The organism is Methylobacterium sp. CM6246, from assembly GCF_054818005.1.
Map to the genome: position 1 here is coordinate 3,155,739 of NZ_JBTXKY010000001.1, position 22,693 is coordinate 3,178,431.

At 68.8% G+C, this 22,693-nt stretch carries 19 protein-coding genes and 1 pseudogene; 5 read left to right on the forward strand and 15 right to left on the reverse strand.

The window, feature by feature from the left end; genetic code table 11:
- Window positions 1–110: 110 nt before the first annotated feature.
- The 4 genes and pseudogenes from ACYQPG_RS15500 to ACYQPG_RS15515 form a co-directional block, all read right to left on the reverse strand.
- Window positions 111–320 carry a TOBE domain-containing protein gene (locus tag ACYQPG_RS15500; protein ID WP_147908434.1) on the reverse strand — a complete coding sequence of 70 codons (210 nt, stop codon included), beginning with the start codon at window positions 318–320 and terminating at the stop codon, window positions 111–113.
- A 107-nt stretch (window positions 321–427) separates the two neighbouring features.
- A pseudogene (locus ACYQPG_RS15505) lies at window positions 428–2,223 on the reverse strand (ABC transporter ATP-binding protein).
- Between the two features lie 392 nt (window positions 2,224–2,615).
- Entirely contained in the window at window positions 2,616–3,239 is a 624-nt protein-coding gene (locus ACYQPG_RS15510; RefSeq protein ID WP_461231205.1) for a hypothetical protein, read from the reverse strand.
- A gap of 292 nt (window positions 3,240–3,531) precedes the next feature.
- Complete coding sequence (locus ACYQPG_RS15515) at window positions 3,532–3,879, reverse strand: DUF2293 domain-containing protein (RefSeq protein ID WP_419829753.1); 348 nt, start codon at window positions 3,877–3,879, stop codon at window positions 3,532–3,534.
- 233 nt (window positions 3,880–4,112) lie between these two features.
- Between ACYQPG_RS15515 and ACYQPG_RS15520 the strand changes: the two genes are divergently transcribed.
- The gene (locus tag ACYQPG_RS15520) at window positions 4,113–4,385 is read left to right on the forward strand and encodes a hypothetical protein (protein WP_147907217.1); all 273 of its coding nucleotides are present in this window, start codon (window positions 4,113–4,115) and stop codon (window positions 4,383–4,385) included.
- Window positions 4,386–4,495: 110 nt separating this feature from the next.
- Here ACYQPG_RS15520 and rpsD read toward each other — a convergent pair whose 3' ends face one another.
- Window positions 4,496–5,113 carry a 30S ribosomal protein S4 gene (gene rpsD / locus ACYQPG_RS15525; RefSeq protein ID WP_058190956.1) on the reverse strand — a complete coding sequence of 206 codons (618 nt, stop codon included), beginning with the start codon at window positions 5,111–5,113 and terminating at the stop codon, window positions 4,496–4,498.
- A 198-nt stretch (window positions 5,114–5,311) separates the two neighbouring features.
- Between rpsD and ACYQPG_RS15530 the strand changes: the two genes are divergently transcribed.
- The 3 genes from ACYQPG_RS15530 (at window position 5,312) to ACYQPG_RS15540 (ending at window position 7,001) form a co-directional block, all read left to right on the forward strand.
- The gene (locus tag ACYQPG_RS15530) at window positions 5,312–5,806 is read left to right on the forward strand and encodes a GNAT family N-acetyltransferase (RefSeq protein ID WP_461231206.1); all 495 of its coding nucleotides are present in this window, start codon (window positions 5,312–5,314) and stop codon (window positions 5,804–5,806) included.
- 60 nt (window positions 5,807–5,866) lie between these two features.
- Window positions 5,867–6,562, forward strand: a complete 696-nt coding sequence (locus ACYQPG_RS15535) for a helix-turn-helix transcriptional regulator (protein WP_461231207.1) — start codon at window positions 5,867–5,869, stop codon at window positions 6,560–6,562.
- Window positions 6,563–6,626: 64 nt separating this feature from the next.
- A complete protein-coding gene (locus ACYQPG_RS15540; RefSeq protein ID WP_461231208.1) occupies window positions 6,627–7,001 on the forward strand; it encodes a VOC family protein in 375 nt (124 codons plus the stop codon).
- A 94-nt stretch (window positions 7,002–7,095) separates the two neighbouring features.
- Here the strand turns inward: ACYQPG_RS15540 and ACYQPG_RS15545 are convergent, their stop codons facing one another.
- The gene (locus tag ACYQPG_RS15545; RefSeq protein WP_461231209.1) at window positions 7,096–8,730 is read right to left on the reverse strand and encodes an alpha-D-glucose phosphate-specific phosphoglucomutase; all 1,635 of its coding nucleotides are present in this window, start codon (window positions 8,728–8,730) and stop codon (window positions 7,096–7,098) included.
- Window positions 8,731–8,948: 218 nt separating this feature from the next.
- Here ACYQPG_RS15545 and ACYQPG_RS15550 point away from each other — a divergent pair, with 218 nt between their 5' ends.
- Window positions 8,949–10,061: an alpha/beta hydrolase gene (locus ACYQPG_RS15550; RefSeq protein WP_419829757.1), complete on the forward strand. Its 1,113-nt coding sequence runs from the start codon at window positions 8,949–8,951 to the stop codon at window positions 10,059–10,061.
- Window positions 10,062–10,103: 42 nt separating this feature from the next.
- On the opposite strand, the gene scpA is transcribed toward ACYQPG_RS15550, so the two are convergent.
- The 9 genes from scpA to ACYQPG_RS15595 all read right to left on the reverse strand — a co-directional run bounded on the left by scpA (window position 10,104) and on the right by ACYQPG_RS15595 (window position 22,384).
- Window positions 10,104–12,269, reverse strand: coding sequence for a methylmalonyl-CoA mutase (scpA, locus tag ACYQPG_RS15555; RefSeq protein ID WP_419829758.1), 2,166 nt, complete (start codon window positions 12,267–12,269; stop codon window positions 10,104–10,106).
- 56 nt (window positions 12,270–12,325) lie between these two features.
- A complete protein-coding gene (locus ACYQPG_RS15560; RefSeq protein ID WP_419829759.1) occupies window positions 12,326–13,102 on the reverse strand; it encodes an SURF1 family protein in 777 nt (258 codons plus the stop codon).
- A 14-nt stretch (window positions 13,103–13,116) separates the two neighbouring features.
- On the reverse strand, window positions 13,117–13,521 hold the full coding sequence (cyoD, locus tag ACYQPG_RS15565; protein ID WP_147907225.1) for a cytochrome o ubiquinol oxidase subunit IV: 405 nt from the start codon (window positions 13,519–13,521) through the stop codon (window positions 13,117–13,119).
- The gene (cyoC, locus tag ACYQPG_RS15570) at window positions 13,518–14,150 is read right to left on the reverse strand and encodes a cytochrome o ubiquinol oxidase subunit III (protein ID WP_147907226.1); all 633 of its coding nucleotides are present in this window, start codon (window positions 14,148–14,150) and stop codon (window positions 13,518–13,520) included. Before cyoC ends, cyoD begins: the two co-directional genes overlap by 4 nt.
- 4 nt (window positions 14,151–14,154) lie before the next feature.
- Window positions 14,155–16,155, reverse strand: coding sequence for a cytochrome o ubiquinol oxidase subunit I (cyoB, locus tag ACYQPG_RS15575; RefSeq protein WP_147938742.1), 2,001 nt, complete (start codon window positions 16,153–16,155; stop codon window positions 14,155–14,157).
- 75 nt (window positions 16,156–16,230) lie between these two features.
- A complete protein-coding gene (gene cyoA, locus ACYQPG_RS15580; protein WP_147938741.1) occupies window positions 16,231–17,487 on the reverse strand; it encodes a ubiquinol oxidase subunit II in 1,257 nt (418 codons plus the stop codon).
- Between the two features lie 112 nt (window positions 17,488–17,599).
- Entirely contained in the window at window positions 17,600–18,940 is a 1,341-nt protein-coding gene (locus tag ACYQPG_RS15585; protein ID WP_147938740.1) for an MFS transporter, read from the reverse strand.
- A gap of 214 nt (window positions 18,941–19,154) precedes the next feature.
- Window positions 19,155–21,341, reverse strand: coding sequence for a glycosyltransferase family 2 protein (locus ACYQPG_RS15590; RefSeq protein ID WP_419829760.1), 2,187 nt, complete (start codon window positions 21,339–21,341; stop codon window positions 19,155–19,157).
- Complete coding sequence (locus ACYQPG_RS15595) at window positions 21,341–22,384, reverse strand: hypothetical protein (protein ID WP_147938738.1); 1,044 nt, start codon at window positions 22,382–22,384, stop codon at window positions 21,341–21,343. The genes ACYQPG_RS15590 and ACYQPG_RS15595 overlap by 1 nt, the downstream gene beginning before the upstream one ends.
- Between the last annotated feature and the right edge of the window lie 309 nt (window positions 22,385–22,693).

Below are 22,693 nucleotides of genomic sequence, written 5' to 3' on the forward strand. Positions count from 1 at the left end.
GGCCACTCCCTAGGGTCATCGGACCTGCAGGCCCCGCCCGGGAGCCCGCCGGGCCGGCGTAATCCGGGCGCCGGGCGAGCGCAATGACCGCCCGGCGCCCCATGGCAGGCTCAGTCGACCGCGATCATCACGTCGGAGGCCTTCACCACGGCGTAGGCCGGGCCGCCGGCCACGAGCTTGAGGGCATCGACCGCCTCGTTGGTGATCGCGGCGGTGACCACCTGGCCGGGGCTGATCTCGATCTTCACGTGGGCGGTGGTCGAGCCCTTGTCGACCGAGACCACGGTGCCCTTGAGGACGTTGCGCGCGCTGATCTTCATGCTGTCGTGCTCCGAAGCTCACTCGGCCGAATCGGGCCGCATCCGGCGCGTGTCCTACAGCATGGCGCGGGTCGGCGCGACCACCCGGGGGCGGGGGGACAGGTCCGTCACGCGCTCGCAGCCAGGACGGATTGCCGCTCGAACAGGGCGCGGTAGGCCCCGCCCGGGCGGCGCATCAGGTCGGCGTGGGGGCCGTCCTCGACGATGCGGCCGTGGTCGAACACGAGGATGCGGTCGAGCGCCTGCACGGTCGAGAGCCGGTGCGCGATCACGAGCGCGGTGCGGTCGTGCATCAGCCGCGCCATCGCCTCCTGCACCAGGGCCTCGGATTCCGAATCGAGGCTCGAGGTCGCCTCGTCGAGGATCAGGATCGGCGCATCCGCCAGGAAGGCGCGGGCCAGCGCCACCCGCTGGCGCTCGCCGCCCGAGAGCTTGACCCCGCGCTCGCCGACCAGGGTGGCGTAGCCATCGGGCAGCCGGGCGATGAAGGCGTGCGCGTTGGCAAGCCGGGCCGCCCGCTCGATCGCCTGCGCCGAGGCGCCGGGCCGGGCATACGCGATGTTCTCGGCGAGCGAGCGGTGGAACAGCACCGGCTCCTGGGGCACGATCGCGACCTGCGCCCGCAGGCTGTCCTGGCTCGCCGCCGCCACGTCCTGCCCGTCGATGGTCACGCGCCCGCCCGAGACGTCGTAGAGCCGCTGGATCAGCTTGACGAAGGTGGTCTTGCCCGAGCCCGAGCGGCCGACCAGCCCGACCCGCTGGCCCGCTGGCCCGCCGGGATCGTCACCGACAGCCCGTCGTAGAGCGGATGCCCGTGGGCGCCGTAGTGGAAGCGCACGGCCTCGAAGCGGATCGTCCCGCCCGCGACCGCGAGCGGGGCCGCCCCCGGCCGGTCGGCGACGCCGACGGGCTCGTCCGCCAGCGCGACCAGTTCCTCCATCTCGTTGACCGCCCGCTGCAGGTGGTTGATGTGGCCGCCGATGTCGCGCAGGTAGCCGTGCACCACGAAGGTGGTGGTGAGCACGTAGGCGACGTCGCCCGGGCTCGCCTCCCCGCGCCACCACAGCCACAGGGCGGTAGCCACGATCGCGGTGCGCAGGGCGAGCAGCAGCCCGAGCTGGCCGGTGCCGCTCCACGTGATGATCATCCAGGTGCGGTGCGTGCGCCGCTGCCACCTGGCCAGGAGCCGGCCGAGGCGCGCCTCCTCCCGGGCCTCCGCGCCGAACGCCTTGACCACGGCGTTGTTGCCGATCGCGTCGCTGAGGGCGCCGCCGAGCCGCGTGTCGAGGGCGTTGGAGAGCGCGGAGGAGGGGGCGATGACCCGGGTCGCCAGGAGCGCGGTGGCGCCGACATAGGCGGCGGCGCCCAGCGCCACCACGGCGCCGAGGGCCGGCCAGTGCAGGCCGAGCACGAGGGCGGTGCCGAGCAGCACCACCAGGGCGGGCAGCAGCGCCAGCAGCAGCGTGTCGTTGAGCCCGTCGAGGGCCCACATGCCGCGCGAGATCTTTCTCACGGTGGAGCCCGAGAACGTGTTGGCGTGCCACTCGGTCGAGAAGCACTGGACCCGGGCGAAGCCGTCCCGGGCCATGTCGCTCATGGTGTGGAGGGTGAGCGGCACCACCAGGCTCCAGGCGACGTGCCGCAGCAGCGCGGTGGCGAGGCCCAGCGCCGTCATCGCCAGGAAGGGGGGCAGCGCCGCCGCCAGCGCCGCCTGCCGCTCGGGCCCGGTGAGCGTGTCGACCAGCCGGCCGGCATAGAGCGGCAGCAGCACCTCCGCGAAGGTCGCGAGGGTGATCGCGCCGGAGAGGCCGGCCACGAGGGGCCAGCGCCGGCGCCAGCCGCGGACGACGAAGGCGAGCACGCGGCGGACCGCGCCCACCCGCCGGGGAGGGGACAGGGACATGCATAAGCCCGACGCGTCGGCGTCCGCTCCGGGAAACCCCGGCCCGGCATCGGATGCGACGCGGGCGGGCGCGGTCAGACGGGGGAGAGGCTCGGGGACGCCGGGGCCGTGAGGCCGGGCGCCAGCGGTCAGCCGATCCGCGCGCGGGCTCGGACGATCCCTGCGGGGCGGACGGCATAGACGATGCTCATGCGGTCTCCTCCCTCATGCGAGCGCGACAGGGCCGAGGCTAGGGGAACCGGAAACGATTCGCAACGGCGGAAGACCGCACGTCGAGATGACGGTTGAAGCGCGATCGGAACGGCTGGTGAGGGTGGATACATGCCGGTCCGCTCTTAAGCAGCGAATGGGTAAAAGCGGACATCACTTAGGGGCCGCATGATCATAATTAACTAATCACCAATCGTAAAATTGTAATAGTGCCCTTGTAAATTATGAATCTTTTGTGGAACCGTAACCGCGACTACTCCAGTTTTTGAACCCGCGTAGGGCCAAAATTCGGTTTTGTCTGGACCTTTTCCATCCATTTCATCATAAATAACGTAATAAAACGCATTTGCAGTCACAAATATTGACCTATCTTGATAGTCTAAAACAACTCGTAGCGGCTTTTGCTCTGAATTGTGTGCTTGGGCCTGCTTGATCTGTCGTTGATATTCTGGAAGGTGTGCGTAGAACGAAAGTGTATCCTTGTCCGCAGAAATCAGTGGAGCGCAGCGAACAATAACGATTGCAGTTGCGACGGCGGCAATTAGTGAGAGAGCGTGTCGAAATCGGTTCGTTATGAGGTCGTAGCATAGCCATACAAAGAACGAGATAAGCACCAGCGGAACGATCCCAACCAGAAACAGCAACAACACTGGAGCTGCCTCGGCGACCACGACTAGAGTTATGGCATAAGCTGCCGAAACTGCGATGACAGTTGGTGACCAACTGTCGTTCGCTTTAGTTTCAGTCGGTGCTGCGCTGGGGGGAGATGACTGCATGATAGTCGTAGGCTTGAAGGCAATCTCCACGCTCTGCAATAGGTCCAGGCATAAACGTCAGCTTCTGGCTATGGAATTGGGGTATGCCCGCCACCCTGAGCCGAAGTTACCTGAGCGTCGACGAACGTCCGCTTCGGGTAAGCGCCGACGGACATTGGCATGACTGGCATGGGTCGAAACCAGCCCCTCCAAAAGGGCGCCGCTCTCGTGATCCGCGACAGCTTGCCGGCGACGGGTGCCCCGCTGTCGGGCTGCATCGTCGGGCGTGACCCCGGACCCGGCTTTCCCATCCCCGAATCCCGCCCGCCACCGGGACAAAACGCTAATCCGGCTCGCCCTCCGGATCGGCCTCAGGCTCCTCCTCGGGGATCGGCGCGGCGCCCCACGCGGTGAGCGCCGCGTTGAGGTCGTCGAGGACGAAGTGCCGGGCGCTGTCGCGGTCGTAGCCCTCGCCCAGAAGGTCGTCGTAATCGGTGAAGACGTGGCGGGCATAGGCCACCAGGGCGAGGCGCGCGGCGGTCCCGGGTGCGGCCCCGCGCAGGCCGGCGCTCGCCAGCGCCCGGTCCAGGACGGCGTCGGACTCGAAGGCGGGCAGGCGCGGGGCGATGTGGGCCAGCGCCTCGGCCACGGCCGCGCGGCGGTTCAGGGGCGAGGACGAGGTCGAGGACAAGGGGATCTTCTCCGGGATGCGCGCAGGGCCGCCTGCGGCCGGGCACCATGATTTCGCCGCCGCGGCCGGCTAGGGGGCTGGCCGCCGGTGCGGATACCGGCTCGGGGTGCGCACGCGCATCACGACAAAGGCTTAGCGCCGCATCCAATTGCAACGTGCTCCGGTGCAGCCCTAATGTCATCGGCAGTTGAGGCGGGGCACACAGACAACCCGCCGTCGGGGAGATCAGGTCCATGGCAACGATCCGTCACGCGGTGATCCTGGGCGTGCTGCTCGGGGCGGCGCCGGCCCTGGCCCAGAGCCCGGCGGCCCCGGACGGGTCCCGGGTCGGCCGCAGGATCACCGCCACCGGGCAGACCAAGCCGCCGAGCCCCGCCGCCACGGGTACGGCCCGGCCGGTGAACGAGGTCGCCATGATCAAGGCGCAGAAGGCCGCGGAAGCCCGCTCGAAGGCGTGGGACAGCAAGATGCGCCACACGATGGGCACGATCTGCAACGGCTGCTGAGCCGGATACGAAAAGGGGCCGCCCCTGCGGGCAGCCCCTTCTTTCGCAAGTCCACGGTCCCGAACCGCACCCCGCCGCCGGCTCGGCCGCGGGGTGCGATCCCGGGAGACTCAGCGGGAGTAGAACTCGATGACGAGGTTCGGCTCCATCTGCACCGGGTAGGGCACCTCGGACAGGCTGGGGATGCGGGTGACGCGGGCGGTCATCTTGGCGTGATCGGCCTCGATGTAGTCCGGCACGTCACGCTCGGGCAGCTGGGTCGCCACGATGACGATCTCGAGCTGGCGGGAGGATTCCTTGACCTCGATGAGGTCGCCGGCCTTCACCTGATAGCTCGGGATGTTCACCCGGATCCCGTTGACCTTGACGTGGCCGTGGTTGACGAACTGGCGGGCCGCGAACGGGGTCGCCACGAACTTCGCGCGGTACACCACGGCGTCGAGGCGCCGCTCGAGCAGGCCGACCAGGTTCTCGCCGGAATCGCCGCGCAGGCGGATCGCCTCGGCGTAGTAGCGGCGGAACTGCTTCTCGGTGATGTTGCCGTAATAACCCTTGAGCTTCTGCTTGGCGCGCAGCTGCGTGCCGAAGTCGCTCATCTTGCCCTTGCGGCGCTGGCCGTGCTGGCCGGGGCCGTACTCGCGGCGGTTGACGGGGCTCTTCGGGCGGCCCCAGATGTTCTGGCCCATGCGGCGGTCGAGCTTGTGCTTCGCCTGAATCCGCTTTGACATATGTTTCGCGTCCTCTCGTGACCGAGATTGAGGAACGCGCCCTCCTTTTCCCGGACCCTCAAGGCCGGGACGACAGGGCGGGATGATCCCGCCCACGGGTGCGCGTGAAAACGCGACGGGGCCCCGTGCGGAGCCCCATCGACGGCCGGGTCTTTAGGGGATGGGCCGGCCCGGGTCAACCACAGGCGAACTTTCGGAATGGCGGCGACGATGCGGATCAGGCAGGCGGAGGCGGCGGACGCGGCGGCGATCCGGGGTGTGGTGGACGCGGCCTACGCCAAATGGATCCCGCTGATCGGCCGCCTGCCGACGCCGATGCGGGCCGATTACGCGAAGTCTGTGCAGGATCACCGCTTCGACCTGCTGCAGATCGACGAAGAATTGGCCGCCCTGATCGAGACCACGCGAAGGGACGACGAAGGGAACGGCCACCTGCTGGTCGTCAACGTCGCGGTCCACCCGAATTTCCAGGGCCGGGGCTTCGGGACAACGCTGCTCACCCGCGCGGATACGATCGCCGCCGGGGCCGGCCTGACGCGGCTGCGGCTCTACACGAACAAGAAATACACGGCGAACCTGCGCCTCTACGGATCCCTCGGCTACCGGGTGGAGCGCGAGGAGCCGTATGACGGACCGGGCCGGACCCTGGACGACGACATCACGGTTCACATGGTGAAGGCGATCACTCCGTAACCGGCCTGAACCCGCGATGCCGTCATCCGATGGCAGCGTCGCGGGCGCTAGAAGGGCCGCATGTCCCGCTCGGAACGCCTGTTCGACCTGCTCCACGTCCTGCGCAGCCACCGGCGGCCCGTCAGCGGGCGCGTGCTGGCCGGGGAGACCGGCGTCAGCCTGCGCACCCTGTACCGGGACATCGCGAGCCTTCAGGCGATGGGGGCCGCCATCGAGGGGGAGCCCGGGGTCGGATACGTGCTGAGGCCGGGCTTCCTGCTGCCGCCGCTGATGTTCAGCCCGGAGGAGATCGAAGCGCTGGTCCTGGGATCGCGCTGGGTCGCCGATCGCGCGGATGACCGGCTGAGCAGCGCGGCCCGGAGCGCACTCGCCCGGATCGGCGCGGTCCTGCCCGACGACCTGCGCGAGACCTTCGCGGGTTCGGCGCTGCTGGTCGGCCCCGGCACCGCGGCCCCAGCCGACGCGGTCGACCCCGCCCTGCTGCGCAGGGCGATCCGGACCGAGCGCAAGCTGACACTGCACTACCGCGACGGGACGGGCGCAGCCTCGGAGCGGGTGGTGTGGCCGTTCGCCCTGGCGTTCTTCGACGCCGCCCGGATCCTGGTGGGCTGGTGCGAGCTGCGCCAGGGCTTCCGGCACTTCCGCACCGACCGGATCGCCGAAGCCGAACTGAGCGACGCGCGCTATCCGCGGCGCCGGCAGGCCCTGCTCAAGGACTGGCGGCGCACCGAGGGGATCATAGACCCCGCCGCTTGATGCTGCCGGAAACTGGCAGGGGCGCTGGATATCGAGGTCGCGCATCCACCGACAGGAGCGACCGATGGCCGAACCCAGCAACATCCTTCTCTACGTCACAGACCCGGAGGCCAGCGCGCGCCTCTACGCGACCCTCCTGGACCGAGAACCGGTCGAGGCGAGCCCGACCTTCGTGCTGTTCGCGCTGCCCTCGGGCCTGGCGCTGAGCCTGTGGGCGCGAAGCGGGGTCGTGCCGGCCCCCACGCAAGCGGGCGGCGGAGGCGAAATCGGCTTCCGGGTGCACGGAGCCGCGCGCGTGGACGCGCTCCACGACGCCTGGCGGGCGAAGGGCGCCGAGATCGTCCTGGCACCGACGGATCTCGATTTCGGCAGCAGCTTCGTCGCCGTCGATCCGGACGGGCATCGCCTGCGGGTCTATGCGCGAACCGAGGATCAATGAGCGACCTTCGGCGTGAATGCTGCGCGGAGCCCTGCTATCGGGCTCCGCCCCGATACCCCGCCAAAGGGCTGAGCCCTTTGGAAACCCGGATCGGTCAGGTCACCACGCTCGGCTCGGCCCGGCCGGTGCGGGGCTCGATCTCCGCGACGGCGCGGGCCGCCGCCACGACCGGGGCCAGCACCTCGGAGACGGGCAGGTCGAGCCGGGTCGGATCGGCCTCGTAGCGCTCCAGATAGACCCGGAGCGTCGCCCCGGCGGTGCCGGTGCCCGAGAGACGGAAGACCACACGGGCATCCTCGGCGAAGCCGATGCGGATACCCTGGTACTCGGTGAGCGAGCCGTCGACGGGATCGCGGTAGGCGAACTCGTCGGCCGTCGAGACCGTGAGGTCGCCGAGCCGCGTGCCCGGCAGACCGGCGAGCTTTTCCCGGAGCGCATCCATCAGGCCGTTGGCGGCGTCGGAATCCACCTCCTCGTAGTCGTGGCGGGCGTAGTAGTCGCGGCCGTGGGTGCGCCAATGCGCCCGCACCAGCGCGTCGGCGCGCTCGCCGGTGGCGGCCAGGATGTTGAGCCAGAGCAGCACCGCCCAGAGCCCGTCCTTCTCGCGAACGTGGTTCGAGCCGGTGCCGGCGCTCTCCTCGCCGCACAGGGTGATCAGGCCGGCATCGAGAAGATTCCCAAAGAACTTCCAGCCGGTGGGCGTCTCGTAGGCCTGGATGCCCAGAGCCGCCGCGACCCGGTCGGCGGCGCGGCTCGTGGGCATCGACCGGGCGATGCCGGCGAGCCCACCCGCGTAGCCCGGCGCCCGGTGGGCGTGGGCGGCAAGGAGCGCGAGGCTGTCGCTCGGCGTCACGAACAGGCCCGGGGCCACGATCATGTTGCGGTCGCCGTCGCCGTCGGACGCCGCGCCGAAATCGGGGGCGTCAGGCCCCTGCATCAGGTCGAACAGGTCGTGGCAATGGACCGGGTTCGGATCCGGGTGATGGCCACCGAAATCTTCTTTTGGAATGGCGTTGACGACCGTCCCCCGAGGCGCGCCGAGCATGCCTTCGAGGATGGCGACCGCGTAGGGGCCGGTCACCGCGCTCATCGCGTCGAACCGCATGCGGAAGCCGGAGGCGAACAGGCGCGACACGGCGTCGAAGTCGATCAGCGTGCGCATCAGTTCGGCGTAGTCGGCCACCGGGTCGATGATCGCGACCGTCATGGCGCCGAGCCGGATCTCGCCCAGGGTGTCGAGGTCGAGATCCGGCGCCTCGACCAGGCTGTAGCGGGTGAGCGCCTTGGCCCGTTCGAAGATCGCGTTGGTCATGGTCTCGGGCGCGGGACCGCCGTTGGCGGCATTGAACTTGATGCCGAAATCGCCGTCCGGCCCGCCCGGGTTGTGGCTCGCCGACAGGATGATGCCGCCGATCGCCTGGGCCTTGCGGATCACGCAGGAGGCGGCCGGGGTCGAGAGCAGGCCGCCGCGTCCGACCAGCACCCGGCCGAACCCGTTGCCGGCGGCGAGCCGCAGCGTCTTCTGCACCACCTCGCGGTTGAGGAAACGCCCGTCACCGCCGAGCACCAGGGTCGCGCCCGCCTTGTCGGGCAGGGTGTCGAAGATCGCCTGGACGAAGTTCTCGACGTAGTTCGGCTGCCGGAACACGGGCACCTTCTTGCGCAAGCCGGAGGTGCCCGGCTTCTGATCGGGGAAGGGCGTGGTGGCGACGGTCGTCGGGGTCGTCATGGGCGGGCGTCTCCCGGGTTCTCCCGCCTCAATGCCCGCGCGGAGGCGCGGCGTCACCCGCCCCGGCGACAGAGGCGGGGGTTTTTTCACGCGCTTTCGCCGGATCGGGCAACGGAACCCGCCTCCTGTCCGCCGGCGGCCGCTCCGGACCGTTGCGCCGATCGACACCCGTCGGTTGAATCACCGGAGCCGCCGAACAAGGCGGGCCGGAGGAAACCATGGCGGACAGAGTGGTGCAGAAGGATCCGAACGGGGCGCGGCCGGGCAGGGGCCTGGCCCGACGCCAGCTGGTCGGGGCGCTCGCCGCCGGGGTGGCGGTCGCGGGCTCACCGGCCCCGTCGGCGGCCGCGCCCGCGAGCCGGCTGCAGACGGAGGAATTCCGGCTGCCGTGGAGCGAGCCGGGCGTCGAGATCTACGTCCGCAACAAGCGCCCTGCCGGGATCGACCGGTTTCCGGGCGACCGGATCCTGCTCTACGTGCACGGATCCACCTACCCGTCGTCCACGGCCTTCGACCTGCCGCTGGGCGGCATGTCGGCCATGGACTACCTCGCGGGCCTCGGCTTCGACGTCTACCTCGTGGATCTGCCGGGCTACGGCCTGTCCGGACGCCCGGCCGCGATGGACGCGCCGCCGGCCGACAACCCGCCGCTCATGCGCACGCAGGACGCCGCGAAGGTGGTGGGGCAGGTCGTGGACTTTATCACCAAGAGGCGCGGGGTCGAGAAGATCGACCTGATGGGCTGGTCCTGGGGGACTTCCACGATGGGCCTCTACACCAGCACCCACAACGATCGGGTCAACCGGCTCGTCCTGTACGCGCCGCAATGGCTGGCGCGCACGCCGGGCCTGATCGGCGGCGGCGGCCCGGTGGGGGCCTATCGCAGCGTGAGCCGGGACAGCGCCCGGACGCGCTGGCTGACCGGCGTCCCCGAGGACAAGAAGTCCGACCTGATCCCGGCGGGCTGGTTCGACCAATGGGCCGACGCGACCTTCGCCACCGATCCGGTCGGCGCGAAGCAAGCGCCGCCGGTCCTGCGCGCGCCGAACGGCACGGTCGCCGACAAGGACGCCTACTGGGCGGCCGGCAAACCGCTCTACGACCCGGGCGACATCCGCGTGCCGGTGCTGATCATCCACGCCGAGTGGGACGCGGACCTGCCGAGCTACCAGGCACAGGAGTATTTCGCCAAGCTCACCCACGCCCCCTACAAGCGCTTCGTCGAGCTGGGAGAGGGCACCCATACGGTGATGATGGAGAAGAACCGCATGCAATTCCTCCACACGGTCGGGTCCTTCCTCACGGAGGCGGACCCGACCGCGCTGAACTGAGCGGCGTCCCGTCTCCCCGCGTTCGGGGAGACGGCCCCCGATCTACTCCGCGGCCTGACGCGCCGCGTAGCCCAGCCGCTCGTTCAGCGCGCGGATCAGCTTGACCGCGGCCTCGGCGATCACCGTGCCGGGCGGGAAGATCGCCGAGGCGCCGGCCGCCACCAGGGCGTCGTAGTCGCCCGGCGGGATCACGCCGCCGATGGCGATCATCACGTCGTCGCGGCCCTGCTCGGTGAGTGCCGCCTTCAGCTCCGGCACCAGGGTGAGGTGCCCAGCCGCCAGGGAGGAGACACCGACGATGTGCACGTCGTTCTCCACCGCCTGCCGGGCGGCCTCGTCCGGGGTGGCGAACAGCGGTCCGATATCCACGTCGAAGCCGAGATCGGCGAACGCCGAGGCGATGACCTTCTGGCCACGGTCGTGCCCGTCCTGGCCCATCTTGGCGACCAGGATGCGCGGCCGGCGGCCGTCATTCTCCTCGAACGCCTCGACCAGCGCCCGGACTTCCTCGACCACTGGCGACATGCCCCCCACCTCGCGCTTGTAGACGCCGGAGATCGAGCGGATCTCGGCGCGGTGCCGGCCCCAGGCCTTCTCCAGGGCCTCGGAAATCTCACCCACGGTGGCCTTGGCGCGGGCCGCGTCCACGGCCAGAGCCAGCAGGTTCTCGTTCGTGTCGGCGGCATTGGTCAGCGCCTCGAGCCGGGCCGTGACCGCCGCCTCGTCGCGCTCCGAGCGCAGCCGCTTGAGCTTGTCGATCTGGAGGCGGCGGACATTGCCGTTGTCGACCCGCAGGAGGTCGATCGCCATGTCGTCGTCGGACTTGAACTTGTTGATGCCCACGATGGTCTGGCGGCCGGAATCGATCCGTGCCTGCGCGCGCGCGGCGGCCTCCTCGATCCGCAGCTTGGGGATGCCGGCCTCGATCGCCTTGGCCATGCCGCCGAGCTGGTCGACCTCGCGGATATGCTCCCAGGCCCGGGCCACGATGTCGGCGGTCAGCTTCTCCACGTAGTAGGAGCCGCCCCACGGATCGGCGATCCGGGTGGTGCCGCTCTCCTGCTGCAGGAACAGCTGGGTGTTGCGGGCGATCCGGGCGGAGAAGTCGGTGGGGAGCGCCAGCGCCTCGTCCAGCGCGTTGGTGTGCAGCGACTGCGTGCCGCCCTGCGTCGCCGCCATCGCCTCGATGTTGGTGCGGGTGACGTTGTTGAACACGTCCTGGGCGGTGAGCGACCACCCGGAGGTCTGCGAGTGGGTGCGCAGCGCCAGCGACTTCTCGGATTTCGGATCGAACCCCTTGACCAGCTTCGCCCAGATCAGGCGCGCGGCCCGCATCTTGGCGATCTCCATGAAGAAGTTGGTCGAGATCGCCCAGAAGAACGACAGGCGCGGGGCGAACTGGTCGATGGTCAGGCCAGCCGCGAGCCCGGCCTTGATGTACTCGACGCCGTCGGCCAGCGTGTAGGCGAGCTCAAGGTCGTTCGTCGCCCCGGCCTCCTGCATGTGGTAGCCGGAGATCGAGATCGAGTTGAACTTCGGCATATTCTTGGACGTATACGCAAAGATATCGGAGATGATCCGCATCGATCCCTTGGGGGGATAGATATACGTGTTACGGACCATGAACTCCTTGAGGATGTCGTTCTGGATCGTACCGGCGAGTTTCTGGGGCGGCACGCCCTGCTCCTCGGCGGCGACGATGTAGAGCGCGAGGATCGGCAGCACCGCGCCGTTCATCGTCATCGACACCGTCATCTCGTCGAGCGGGATGCCGGAGAACAGCGTCCGCATGTCGTAGATCGAGTCGATCGCCACCCCGGCCATGCCGACATCGCCCGAGACGCGGGGGTGGTCGGAATCGTAGCCGCGGTGCGTGGCGAGATCGAACGCCACCGACAGGCCCTTCTGCCCGGCCGCGAGGTTGCGCCGATAGAACGCGTTCGAATCCTCGGCCGTGGAGAAGCCGGCATATTGCCGGATCGTCCAGGGCTGGGTCACGTACATGGTCGGGTAGGGGCCGCGCAGGAACGGCGCGATGCCGGGATAGGTGTCGAGGAACTCCAGGCCCTCCCGGTCCTCCGGCCCGTACCGGCCCTTCACCGGGATGCCCTCCGGGGTCATCCAGGGCTCGGGCAGAGCGGGCGATGCCACCGCAAGCGGCTCGCCGACCCAAGACATCTCGGCGAAGTTCGGAATGCGGGTGGTCATGTGGGTGACTCGTTGTGGCGTTTGTCACCCTATTATAGACGCCCCCGGAAACCGGGCTACTCCCCTCCAGGTCTAGACGTCCGCCGGCCGCGCAGGATGTAGATCGCTGCACCGGCCAGCATCAGCGCCATCCCGTACCAGGTCAGCGCATAGACGAGGTGGCTGTTCGGGAAGGCGATCACCGTGAGCCCGCCCACCGGCAGGCCGCCGGAATTGGGCGCCGCGTCGGCGTCGACGAAGTAGGGGGCGACGTCGGTCAGGCCTTTTGCCGCCGCGATGGCGGCCACGTCGCGCGAATACCAGCGCCCATCCTTCGGGTCGTTCGACCGCAGGAACGCGCCACCGGGCTCGGTCAGTCGCAGGAGGCCGGTCACCCGCGCATCCCCCGCCACCTGACCGGCCAGCCGGGTCGCGGGATCCCGGTTCGGCCCCGGCACGAAGCCGCGGTTGACCAGCACGAGGGTGCCGTCGGGCCGGCGGAGCGGCGTCAGCACCCAGAAGCCGCCGCCCCGCTCGGTGACGGCCTGGACCAGCGTCTCGCGGTCGTGGAGGAAGGTGCCGGACAGCCGGACATGCCGGTAGGCGTCGTCGGGGCCGACCCGTGGCCATTCGGCTGGGCCGGGAGCCGGCACCGCCGGGGCGTGGACCCGGGTATCGACCCGGGCGATCAGGTCGAGCTTCCAGGCCCGGCGCTGGACCTGCCACGTCCCGAGCCCGACGAGGACGACGAACACGAAGGCGGCGGCCGCGCCGAACACGAAGCGCCGCGCGAACGAAAGCGGGGCCGGGGAGGGGCCCTGACCGGAGCCCCCCGCCGACCCCGAGGGGATCACGTCCGCACGCCCGCTCAGCGGGCGTTGTTCATGACGTCGTGGGCATCCATCGGCATCATGTTGTGGTTGAGGTGGTACATCACCCAGACCGAGCCCGCGAGCATGATCACCACCACCATGATGGTGAAGATCAGGGCCAGGAAGGTCCAGCCGCCCTCGGACTTCGTGTTCATGTGCAGGAAGTAGATGACATGCACGACCATCTGCACGCCGCCCAGCGCCAAGATCACCAGGGTGGTGACGAGGCTGTTGTCGAGCACGTTGCCCATCACCAGCCAGAACGGGATCACCGTCAGGATGACCGACAGGACGAAGCCGGTGATGTAGCTGCCGAAGCTGCCGTGCCCGCCCTCGCTGTGGGCGTGGGCGTCGTGGGTATCCGGACCGTGACCGGTCAGGTGGTGCGCGTCGGCGCTCATTCGAGCACTCCCATCAGGTAGACGACCGTGAACACCCCGATCCAGATCAGGTCGAGGAAGTGCCAGAACATCGACAGGCACATCAGGCGCCGCTTGTTCTCGACGATCAGGCCGTGCTTGCGCAGCTGAACCAGCAGCACGACCAGCCAGAGGATGCCGACCGAGACGTGCAGGCCGTGCGTCGCCACCAGGGTGTAGAACGACGACAGGAAGGCGCTGCGCCAGGGCGGCGCGCCCTCATGGAACAGGTGGACGAACTCCCGGATCTCCAGGGCCACGAAGGCCACGCCGAACAGGCCGGTGATCGCGAGCCAGATCTGCGTCGGCTTGATCCGGTCCCGGTCCATCTCCAGCATGGCGAAGCCGTAGGTGATGGACGAGAACAGCAGCATCGCGGTGTTCACCGCGATGCCCGGCAAGTCGAACAGCTCCTTGGGAGTCGGCCCGGCCGCGTAGCTGCGGCCGAGCACGCCGTAGGTCGCGAACAGGGTCGCGAAGATGAGGCAGTCGCTCATCAGGTAGAGCCAGAACCCGAGCATCGTCGAGCCCTCGGAGTGATGGCCCTCCTCGTCGGTCTGGTAGAAGACCGGCGCCGCAGCGCCGGGGGGTGCAGTCTCCGCGTGCATCATCGGATCACGCCATCTCCAGCTCGCGTGTCCTCTGACCTTCCGTCCGACTGACCGTGTCGGCAGGAATGTAGAAGTCGCGCTTGTAATTAAAGGTGTGAAGGATCGCGACGACGAGGATCGCCACGAAGCTGAGCGCCGCCAGCCACCAGACGTACCAGACCATGGCCAGGCCGAAGGTGAAGTTCAGTCCAGCCAGGATGGCACCAGTCGCGGTGTTCTTGGGCATGTGGATCGGCTTGTACCCGGTCATCGGCCGGGCGAAGCCGCGGTTCTTCATGTCCCACCACGCGTCGGAATCGTGGACCACCGGGGTGAAGGCGAAATTGTAGTCCGGCGGCGGGGAGGAGGTGGACCATTCGAGGGTCCGGCCGCCCCACGGGTCGCCGGTCAGGTCGCGCAGCTTCTCGCGATTGCGGATCGAGACCACGAACATGATGATCTGCGAAGCGATCCCGCAAGCGATCAGCGCCGCGCCGCCAGCCGCGATCACAAACCAGATCTGAAGCGACGGGTCGTCGAAGTGCTGCATCCGCCGGGTCACGCCCATCAGGCCGAGCACGTAGAGCGGCATGAAAGCGACGTAGAACCCGCTCACCCAGAACACGAGGGCCATCTTGCCCCAGAACTCGTCGAGCTTGAACCCGAAGGCCTTAGGGAACCAGAAGGTCACGCCGGCGAACATGCCGAACAGCACGCCGCCGATGATCACGTTGTGGAAGTGCGCGATCAGGAACAGCGAGTTGTGGAGCACGAAGTCGGCCGGGGGCACCGCCAGGAGGACGCCGGTCATGCCGCCGATCACGAAGGTGACGATGAACGCCACCACCCACATCATCGGCACCTCGAACCGGATCCGGCCGCGGTACATCGTGAACATCCAATTGAAGATCTTCGCGCCCGTCGGGATCGAGATGATCATCGTCGTGATCCCGAAGAACGAGTTCACGTCGGCGCCCGAGCCCATGGTGAAGAAGTGGTGCAACCACACCAGGTAGGCGAGGATGGTGATCACCACGAGCGCGTAGACCATCGACGTATAGCCGAACAGCCGCTTGCCGCAGAACGTCGAGGTGATCTCCGAGAACACCCCGAAGGCCGGCAGGATCAGGATGTAGACCTCCGGGTGGCCCCAGATCCAGATCAGGTTGAAGTACAGCATGGCGTTGCCGCCAAGGTCGTTCGTGAAGAAGTGGGTGCCGACGTAGCGGTCGAGCGACAGCATAGCCAGGACGGCCGTCAGGATCGGGAAGGCGGCCACGATCAGGATGTTGGTGCACAGCGACGACCAGACGAAGATCGGCAGCTTCATCATGGTCATGCCGGGCGCGCGCATCTTCACGATGGTCGCGATCAGGTTGATGCCCGACAGCAGCGTCCCGATACCGGCGATCTGCAGCGCCCAGATGTAGTAGTCGACGCCGACGCCGGGGCTCATGGCAGCCCCCGAGAGCGGCGGGTAGGCGAGCCAGGTGGCGCGCGAGAACTCGCCGACGAACAGCGACACCATCACCAGGATGCCGCCGGCCACCGTCATCCAGAAGCTGAAGTTGTTCAGGAACGGGAAGGCCACGTCGCGGGCGCCGATCTGCAGCGGCACCGCGAAGTTCATGAGCCCCGTGACGAACGGCATCGCCACGAAGAAGATCATGATCATGCCGTGGGCGGTGAAGATCTGGTCGTAGTGGTGCGGCGGCAGGAAGCCCTGCTCCGAACCGAACGCCACCGCCTGCTGCGAGCGCATGAGCAGCGCGTCGGCGAAGCCGCGCAGCAGCATGATCAGCGCGAAGATGCAGTACATGATACCGATCTTCTTGTGGTCGATGGACGTGACCCAGTCACGCCACAGCGGCCCCCAGAAGCGGAAATACGTGATGACGCCCAGCACGGCGAGTCCGACCACGGCCACGCCGGCGAACGTCGCCTGCAGGATCGGCTCGTGATACGGGATCTGCTCGATCGTAAATCGACCGAGGATCAACTGCTGTAGGTCGAGGTTTGCGAACATGGGATCGGCCCGTTCAATGGGTTCGACGGCGACCGCCGGTTTTACGGTGCGGGGCTCGCGTTCACGCGAGCATTCTTACTGGTTGAGCTGCTTGGGCGCGATCTGCCCGCCCTCGCTCTGGCCCTGGCTGTCGGGGGCCTTGACCTCAGGGGTCTTCTCCTGCCCAGGCAGCGCATTCTCGCCCTGGCCGCGCGAGTCCGGGTTGCCCATGTCGGGCCTGGGCTTCATGCCCTGAGGCTGCGTCTGCCCATGCGGGCCGGTCCCGGATGCCGGCCCCGTCGCGCCGGGAGCCTCGTTGCCGCGATCGGCCATGCGGTTGTCGTACTGCAACCGGTCGTAGTTGGCCTCGGCCTCCGCCCCGGACGCGCCGCCCCGGGCGTCGATCTTCACCATCTCACCGACGCACATCTGCTCCGGCCGGGGGCACATGCCGATGATCCGGTCGTACAGGCCCTTGGCGTAGGACTTGTAGAAGCGGGACGGCTCGGACTCGCTCGGCTTCTCCAGCTCGAGATAGGCCTCCTGGGTCAGCTCGCCGCCCTGCGCCTTGGTCTTGGCGACCCACTGATCGAAGGCCTCGTTGGTCACGCCGTTGAACTTGAAGAACATGTTCGAGAAGCCGGCGCCGCTGTAATGCGCCGAGCGGCCCTCATAGGAACCCTCCCGGTTGATCACCGCGTGGAGCTGGGTCTGCATGCCCGGCATCGCGTAGACCATGCCGGCGAGCGTCGGGATGTAGAACGTGTTCATCACGTCGGTGGCGGTGATCTTGAACTGGATCGGCCGGTCCACCGGGGCGGCGAGCTCGTTCACCGTGGCGATCCCGTATTGCGGGTAGAGGAACAGCCACTTCCAATCCATCGCCACCACCTCGACCTGCAGCGGCTCGACGCCGGCCGGGACGTCGCGCTTCGCGTCGATCTTGCTGAGCGGCCGGAACGGATCCAGGGTGTGGGTCCCGATCCAGGTGAGGGCGCCGAGCGCGATGATGATCATCAGGGGCGCCGTCCAGATCAGCACCTCGAGCTGCGTCGAGTGGTGCCATTCGGGATCGTACACCGCGTCCTTGTTGGTGGCGCGGTAGCGCCAGGCGAAGAACAAGGTGAAGAAGATCACCGGGACGATGATCAGGAGCATCAGCCCGGTGGCCGCCAGCACGAGGTTGCGCTGCTGCTCGGCGACGTAGCCGGCCGGGCTCATGACCACGAGGTTGCAGCCACCCAGCAATGCCAGGATCGGCGGCAGGGCGAGGAGCGGCACGAGCCGACGTGCGAGGCCGCTCCGGCGGTCGCTGGGCTCGATCCTGTCCGGGAGAGGGGTCGAAGAGGTCACAGCACTCGTCTCTTTATCCCACGCCGCATGCGCGGCATCCGCGCCGTGTCGCGTCTGCGGCACGGCCGACAACGTCTGGAGGAGGCGCGCAGCCTGCGCCGCGCGCTGCCGGCTACATCTGGCGCATCTCGGAGCGGTCGAGGAACAAGGCCGCGAGGGTGCAGACCGCGCCGGACAACAGGTAGACGCCGACCATGGCCAAGCCGTAGCGCTGCGACAGGAACAGCGCCACCAGCGGGGCGAAGCCGGCACCGACCAGCCAGGCGAAGTCGGAGGTCAGCGCGGCGCCGGTGTAGCGGTAGTGGTTGCCCAACCGGGCCGTCACCGCGCCGGCGGTCTGGCCGTAGGCTAGGCCGAGCAGCATAAAGCCGATCGTGACGTAGATGGTCTGGCCGATCGCGCTCTCGCCGAACAGGAGCGGCGCGATGATGCTGCCGACCGCAAAGAACCCGATCAGCGAGGCGCTCATGATCAGGCAGTTGCGGCGGCCGATCTGGTCGGCGATCAGCCCGGAGGCGGCGATCGCGCCGGCACAGACGATGGCCCCGGAGAACTGCACGATCAGGAACTCGCCGGGCGAGCGGCTGCTGGTGTTGTTGAGTGCCAGCCAGGCGATCGGGAAGATCGTCACGAGGTGGAACAGGGCGAAGCCGGCGAGCGGCACGAAGGCGCCGCGGATCACGTCGGCGGCATGGTGCCGGAACAGCTCCAGGGCCGGGACCGGGCGGAGCCGGTCGAGGTCCATCATCCGGGCGAATTCGTCAGTGGCGACCAGGCGCAGCCGGGCGAACAGGGCGACGACGTTGATGGTGAAGGCGCAGTAGAACGGGAAGCGCCAGCCCCAATCGATGAAGTCGGCCTCGTCGAGGTTGACCAGGAAGAACGCGAACAACGCGCTCGCTACCATGAAGCCCAGGGGCGCGCCGAGCTGCGGGATCATCGCGTACCAGCCGCGGCGCTCCCGGGGGGCGTTCATGGCGAGCAGGGAGGCGAGCCCGTCCCAGGCGCCGCCCAGTGCCAGGCCTTGAAGGATCCGGAGGACCGCTAGGAGGTAGACGGAAGAGATGCCGATGCTATCGTAGCGCGGCAGGAAGCTGACCGCCGCCGTGGCGCCCCCGAGCAGGAACAGCGCGATCGTGAGCTTGACGCTGCGCCCGTGCCGGCGATCGATCGCCATGAAGATCACGGAGCCGATCGGCCGGGCGATGAAGGCCAGGGCGAAGATCGAGAACGCGTACAGCGTGCCGGTCAGCGGATCGACGAAGGGGAAGAACACCTTCGGGAAAACCAGCACGCAGGCGATGCCGAATACGAAGAAGTCGAAGTATTCGGACGCGCGGCCGATGACCACGCCGATGGCGATCTCGTTCGGGTGGACCTTGTGGTCCCCCATCGCCTGCTGAGCATCGCGCTCCAGGGTCGTGGCCGAGGCCATTGGGGTGTTCGCACTCATGGTTGACTGCCGCCCTCGCCGCGCGCCCGTTCGGGCGCCATGGCCGGAACCGCCTCATGCGGCATGTCCAGAGGTATCGCAACCGGCATCCGACGCAAGTTCACCCACTGACGCATGCATGGCACCCCCATGCCTGCCCTGCAGTCGGCACATGCGGGGCGGCCTGCCGCGACGGGCGGAACCCGTCGCCGCGGCGCCGGCCGAGCCCACACGCCTAGACCCGGTAATGCGCGGAATTTCGTGACAGGTTGATGTTGTAGTAGGGGTCGGCCCGGAGCTCAGGGCCCCAGCGGTCGAGCATGGTCAGCACCTCGCCCTCGAAGCGCTTGCGCTTCTCCGGCGTATCCTCGGCGCCCCGACTCTTCGATTCGTGATGAATCAACTTGGCGAACGGCGTCCACACGATGCGGTAGCCGGCCCGGCGGATCTTCAGGCACAGGTCCACGTCGTTGAAGGCGACCTTCAGGGCGTCGGCATCGAAGCCGCCGACCGCCTCGAACACGTCGGCGCGCATGGCCAGGCAGGCGCCCGTGACCGCCGAGACCTCGTGGGCGATGACCATCCGGCAGAAATAGCCGGGATCCGCGTCCGGTACGCCGAGATGGCTGTGCCCGGCGACGCCACCGATCCCCAGCACGATGCCGCCGTGCTGGATGGTCCGGTCCGGGTAGAGCAGCTTCGCCCCGACGGCGCCGATCTCCGGCCGCACCGCGTGCCGGACCAGTTCCCCGAGCCACTCGCGGTCCAGCACCTCGACGTCGTTGTTAAGGAACAGGAGCACCGGCCCGGTGGCGGCGGCCGCGCCGCGGTTCGACAGGTCCGAGAAGTTGAAGGCTCCCGGCACCGGCACGATGCGCACGCGCGGGTCGTCGCGATACCGGGCGAACAGGGCCGCCGTCTCGGGCTCGCGGCTGTCGTTGTCGACGATCACCACCTCGATGTCGGGGTAGTCGGTGCCCGCGAGCAGCCCGTCGAGGGTGACCGACAGGATCTCGGCGCGGTCCCGGGTCGGGATGATCGCGGAGACCCGGGGCGGCGGAAGCGGGAGCGGCCGGACCAGGCGGTTGAAGCCCGACGGCCCGCGCTCGACCCGGCCACCCCAGGGCGCCACGACCTCGTCGAGGGCGCGCAGCCGCGCCGCCTCGGCCCGGGACAGGGCCCGGTCCGAGAAGGTCCCGGAACCCTGCGCGGCGCGCCAATGGTAGAGCACCCGCGGGATGTGGCGGATGCGGGACGGGTCGAGGCCGTCGGTGAGCCGCAGCAGCAGGTCGTGGTCCTGACTGCCCTCAAAACCCGGACGCAGGCCGCCGACCGCCCGCAGGGCGTCGGTCCGGACCACGGTGAGATGGTTGATGTAGTTCTGCGCGTAGAGCAGCTCGCGGTCGAAGCCCGCCTTGAAGTGCGGGTCGAACCGGCGGCCGCGTCCGTCGATCTTGTCCTCGTCGCTGTAGATCAGCACCAGGTCCGGATCGAGGCGAAGCGCCCGGGCGACCTCATAGAGGGCGTCCTCGGTGAGCACATCGTCGTGGTCCATGAAGGCGCAGGCGACACCGCGTGCGAGGCCCAGGGCATCGTTGGTGGCCCGGGCGATGTGGCCGTTCTCGGACCGGGCGAGCACGCGGATGCGCGGATCGGCCTCGGCGGCGCGCTCAAGGATCCGGGGAATCGCGGGCCGCGTCGAGGCGTCGTCGACGACGCACAGTTCCCAGTGCGGATAGAGCTGCGCGCGCAGGGAGGCGAGGGCGGCCTGCAGCACCTTCGGGTCCGGATCGTGCACCGGCATCAGCACCGAGATCAGCGGCGGATCGGCCCAGGCGGCGATCTCGGCGGCAATGCCGTCCCGCTCCGCCCGGCGATAGCCGTGGGCACGGATCCAGGCCTCGTATCCGGTCACCCGGCGGTGAGCCAGCGCCCGGCCCAGGAAGCCGCGCGCCCGCACCTTCTTGCCGAGGATCCGCCAGTAGAGCGCCTGCAGGGTCAGCGCCGGCTCGCGCAGGAGCGCGCGCGGCACCAGGGTCGGCCAGTCGAGGCGGCGCACCGTGATTCGGCGCAGCCGGACCGGGACCCGACCGGCGGGATCGGCCACCCGCAGGGCGACGACGCCCTCGGGGAGGCGCCCGATCCACGTGAAGGCACCCCCGCCCGACGCCTCCTGGGGCAGCAGCGGCCCCGGACGCCCCTCGGGACCGGCGAAGGCCATGCCGGGGATCGTGTCTGGGCCCTCCGTCGGGTCGTTGGACAGGGTGATCTCGAGCCAGCGGCCCGCGAGCCCCGGAAGCTCGACGCGCATCCCGTCCGCCGCCGCCCGGACCGGCAGAGGGCGGCGCTTGCGTCCGGTTCGCGTCAGGTGCGCCGGCGGCAGGCGCGTCTCGGGGCCCCCCGTCTCGGTCGGGCGCGCCATCAGCTCCAGCTCTTGTCGATCGAGTCCTTCACGGCATCCGACATCGCGACGTCGAACACCAGCATCTCCTCCACCGCCTTGACGGTCCGCAAGCGCTCGGCCAGCGCCTGGGTCTCGGCCGGCACCGGCGGCGGGACCGGCACCGGGGCGTGGATGCCCAGCCGGTCGAACAGGGTCGACGCGAAGGCGTGGTACCGCGTCTTGTGGCCGACGATCCCGACCCGGGCCAGGATCTCGATCGCGGCGATCGAGTTGCCCGGGTGCAGGCGATCCTCGGGCATGCGGGTTCCGAGCTGGCGGGTCAACGGGTTGTAGAGCAGCCGGTAGGCCGGCTCCGGCAGCATGCGGAAGTAGCGCTTGAGGCTCTTCACGTCGGTGAAGTCGTAGGATTCCGAGAACGACGCGGCCTCGGCCAGCGGTCCGAGGCGCCAGCCGCGCACCGGATCGAGGGCGTCGCCGGCCCGGGCCTTCAGCCAGAGCATGCGGGTCGCCATCTCGGTGTAGGGGTCCTGCACCAGGATGCCGGTGACCATCAGGTCCGGCGTCATGAAGTTCTCGTAGCGCGGGATCGTCACGGCGCCCGACAGCAACGCCGAGGGGGCTGAGGGGCCGGACAGGATGCAGGTCAGGATCTCGTCCGGCAGCTTGTGGACGCCGAAGTAGCAGTGCTGGAAATACGGGAACAAGGCCGCCTGCAGGGCCGTCTCGGGCTCGATCCCGGTGTTGATGAGCATGACGCGCAGCCGCACGAGCCCGTCCGGAGGCGTGCGGCGATAGACCAGGACATTGGTGTCGGCGTCGTAGAGTTCGAGGCGCTGGATCTCGGCCAGGCCCGGCACCTCGGCCTGCGTGAGTACGAAGGTGCATTGCCCGGTGGCGTGCCAGCCGTTGCGCTTGAACGTCTCGTCGGTGACGCTGGCCGAAACCTCGGCCACGCGCTGGCCTCCGACGGAGACCATCACCCGACTGACGGCGAGGGGATTGTCCGGCACGATCCAGCCGCGGATCGAGTCGCCGTGATCGTGATCGATGAAGTAGCGCATGTCCCGAAGCTTGAGGCGGCGGAATGCCGGGACCGCCCGAGCGGCCCGGCCGGATGCCGGCCGGCACGCCCATAGCGCATTTTCTTCCCCGCGTGCACCATTGCGGTATCCGCCCCCCGGGCTACGCCCCTCAACCTTCCGCTTGCGCCCCCGCCGGGCACCGGCTATAGGCCCGGCCCACCGGTGCTCACGCAGCACCGGACCGGGCGCGTAGCTCAGCGGGAGCGCACTACCTTGACAGGGTATGGGGCACTCCTCATAAGCCGCTGAGTGGCCTGGGTTATTTCGATGGCTTTCAGGCTCGACGAG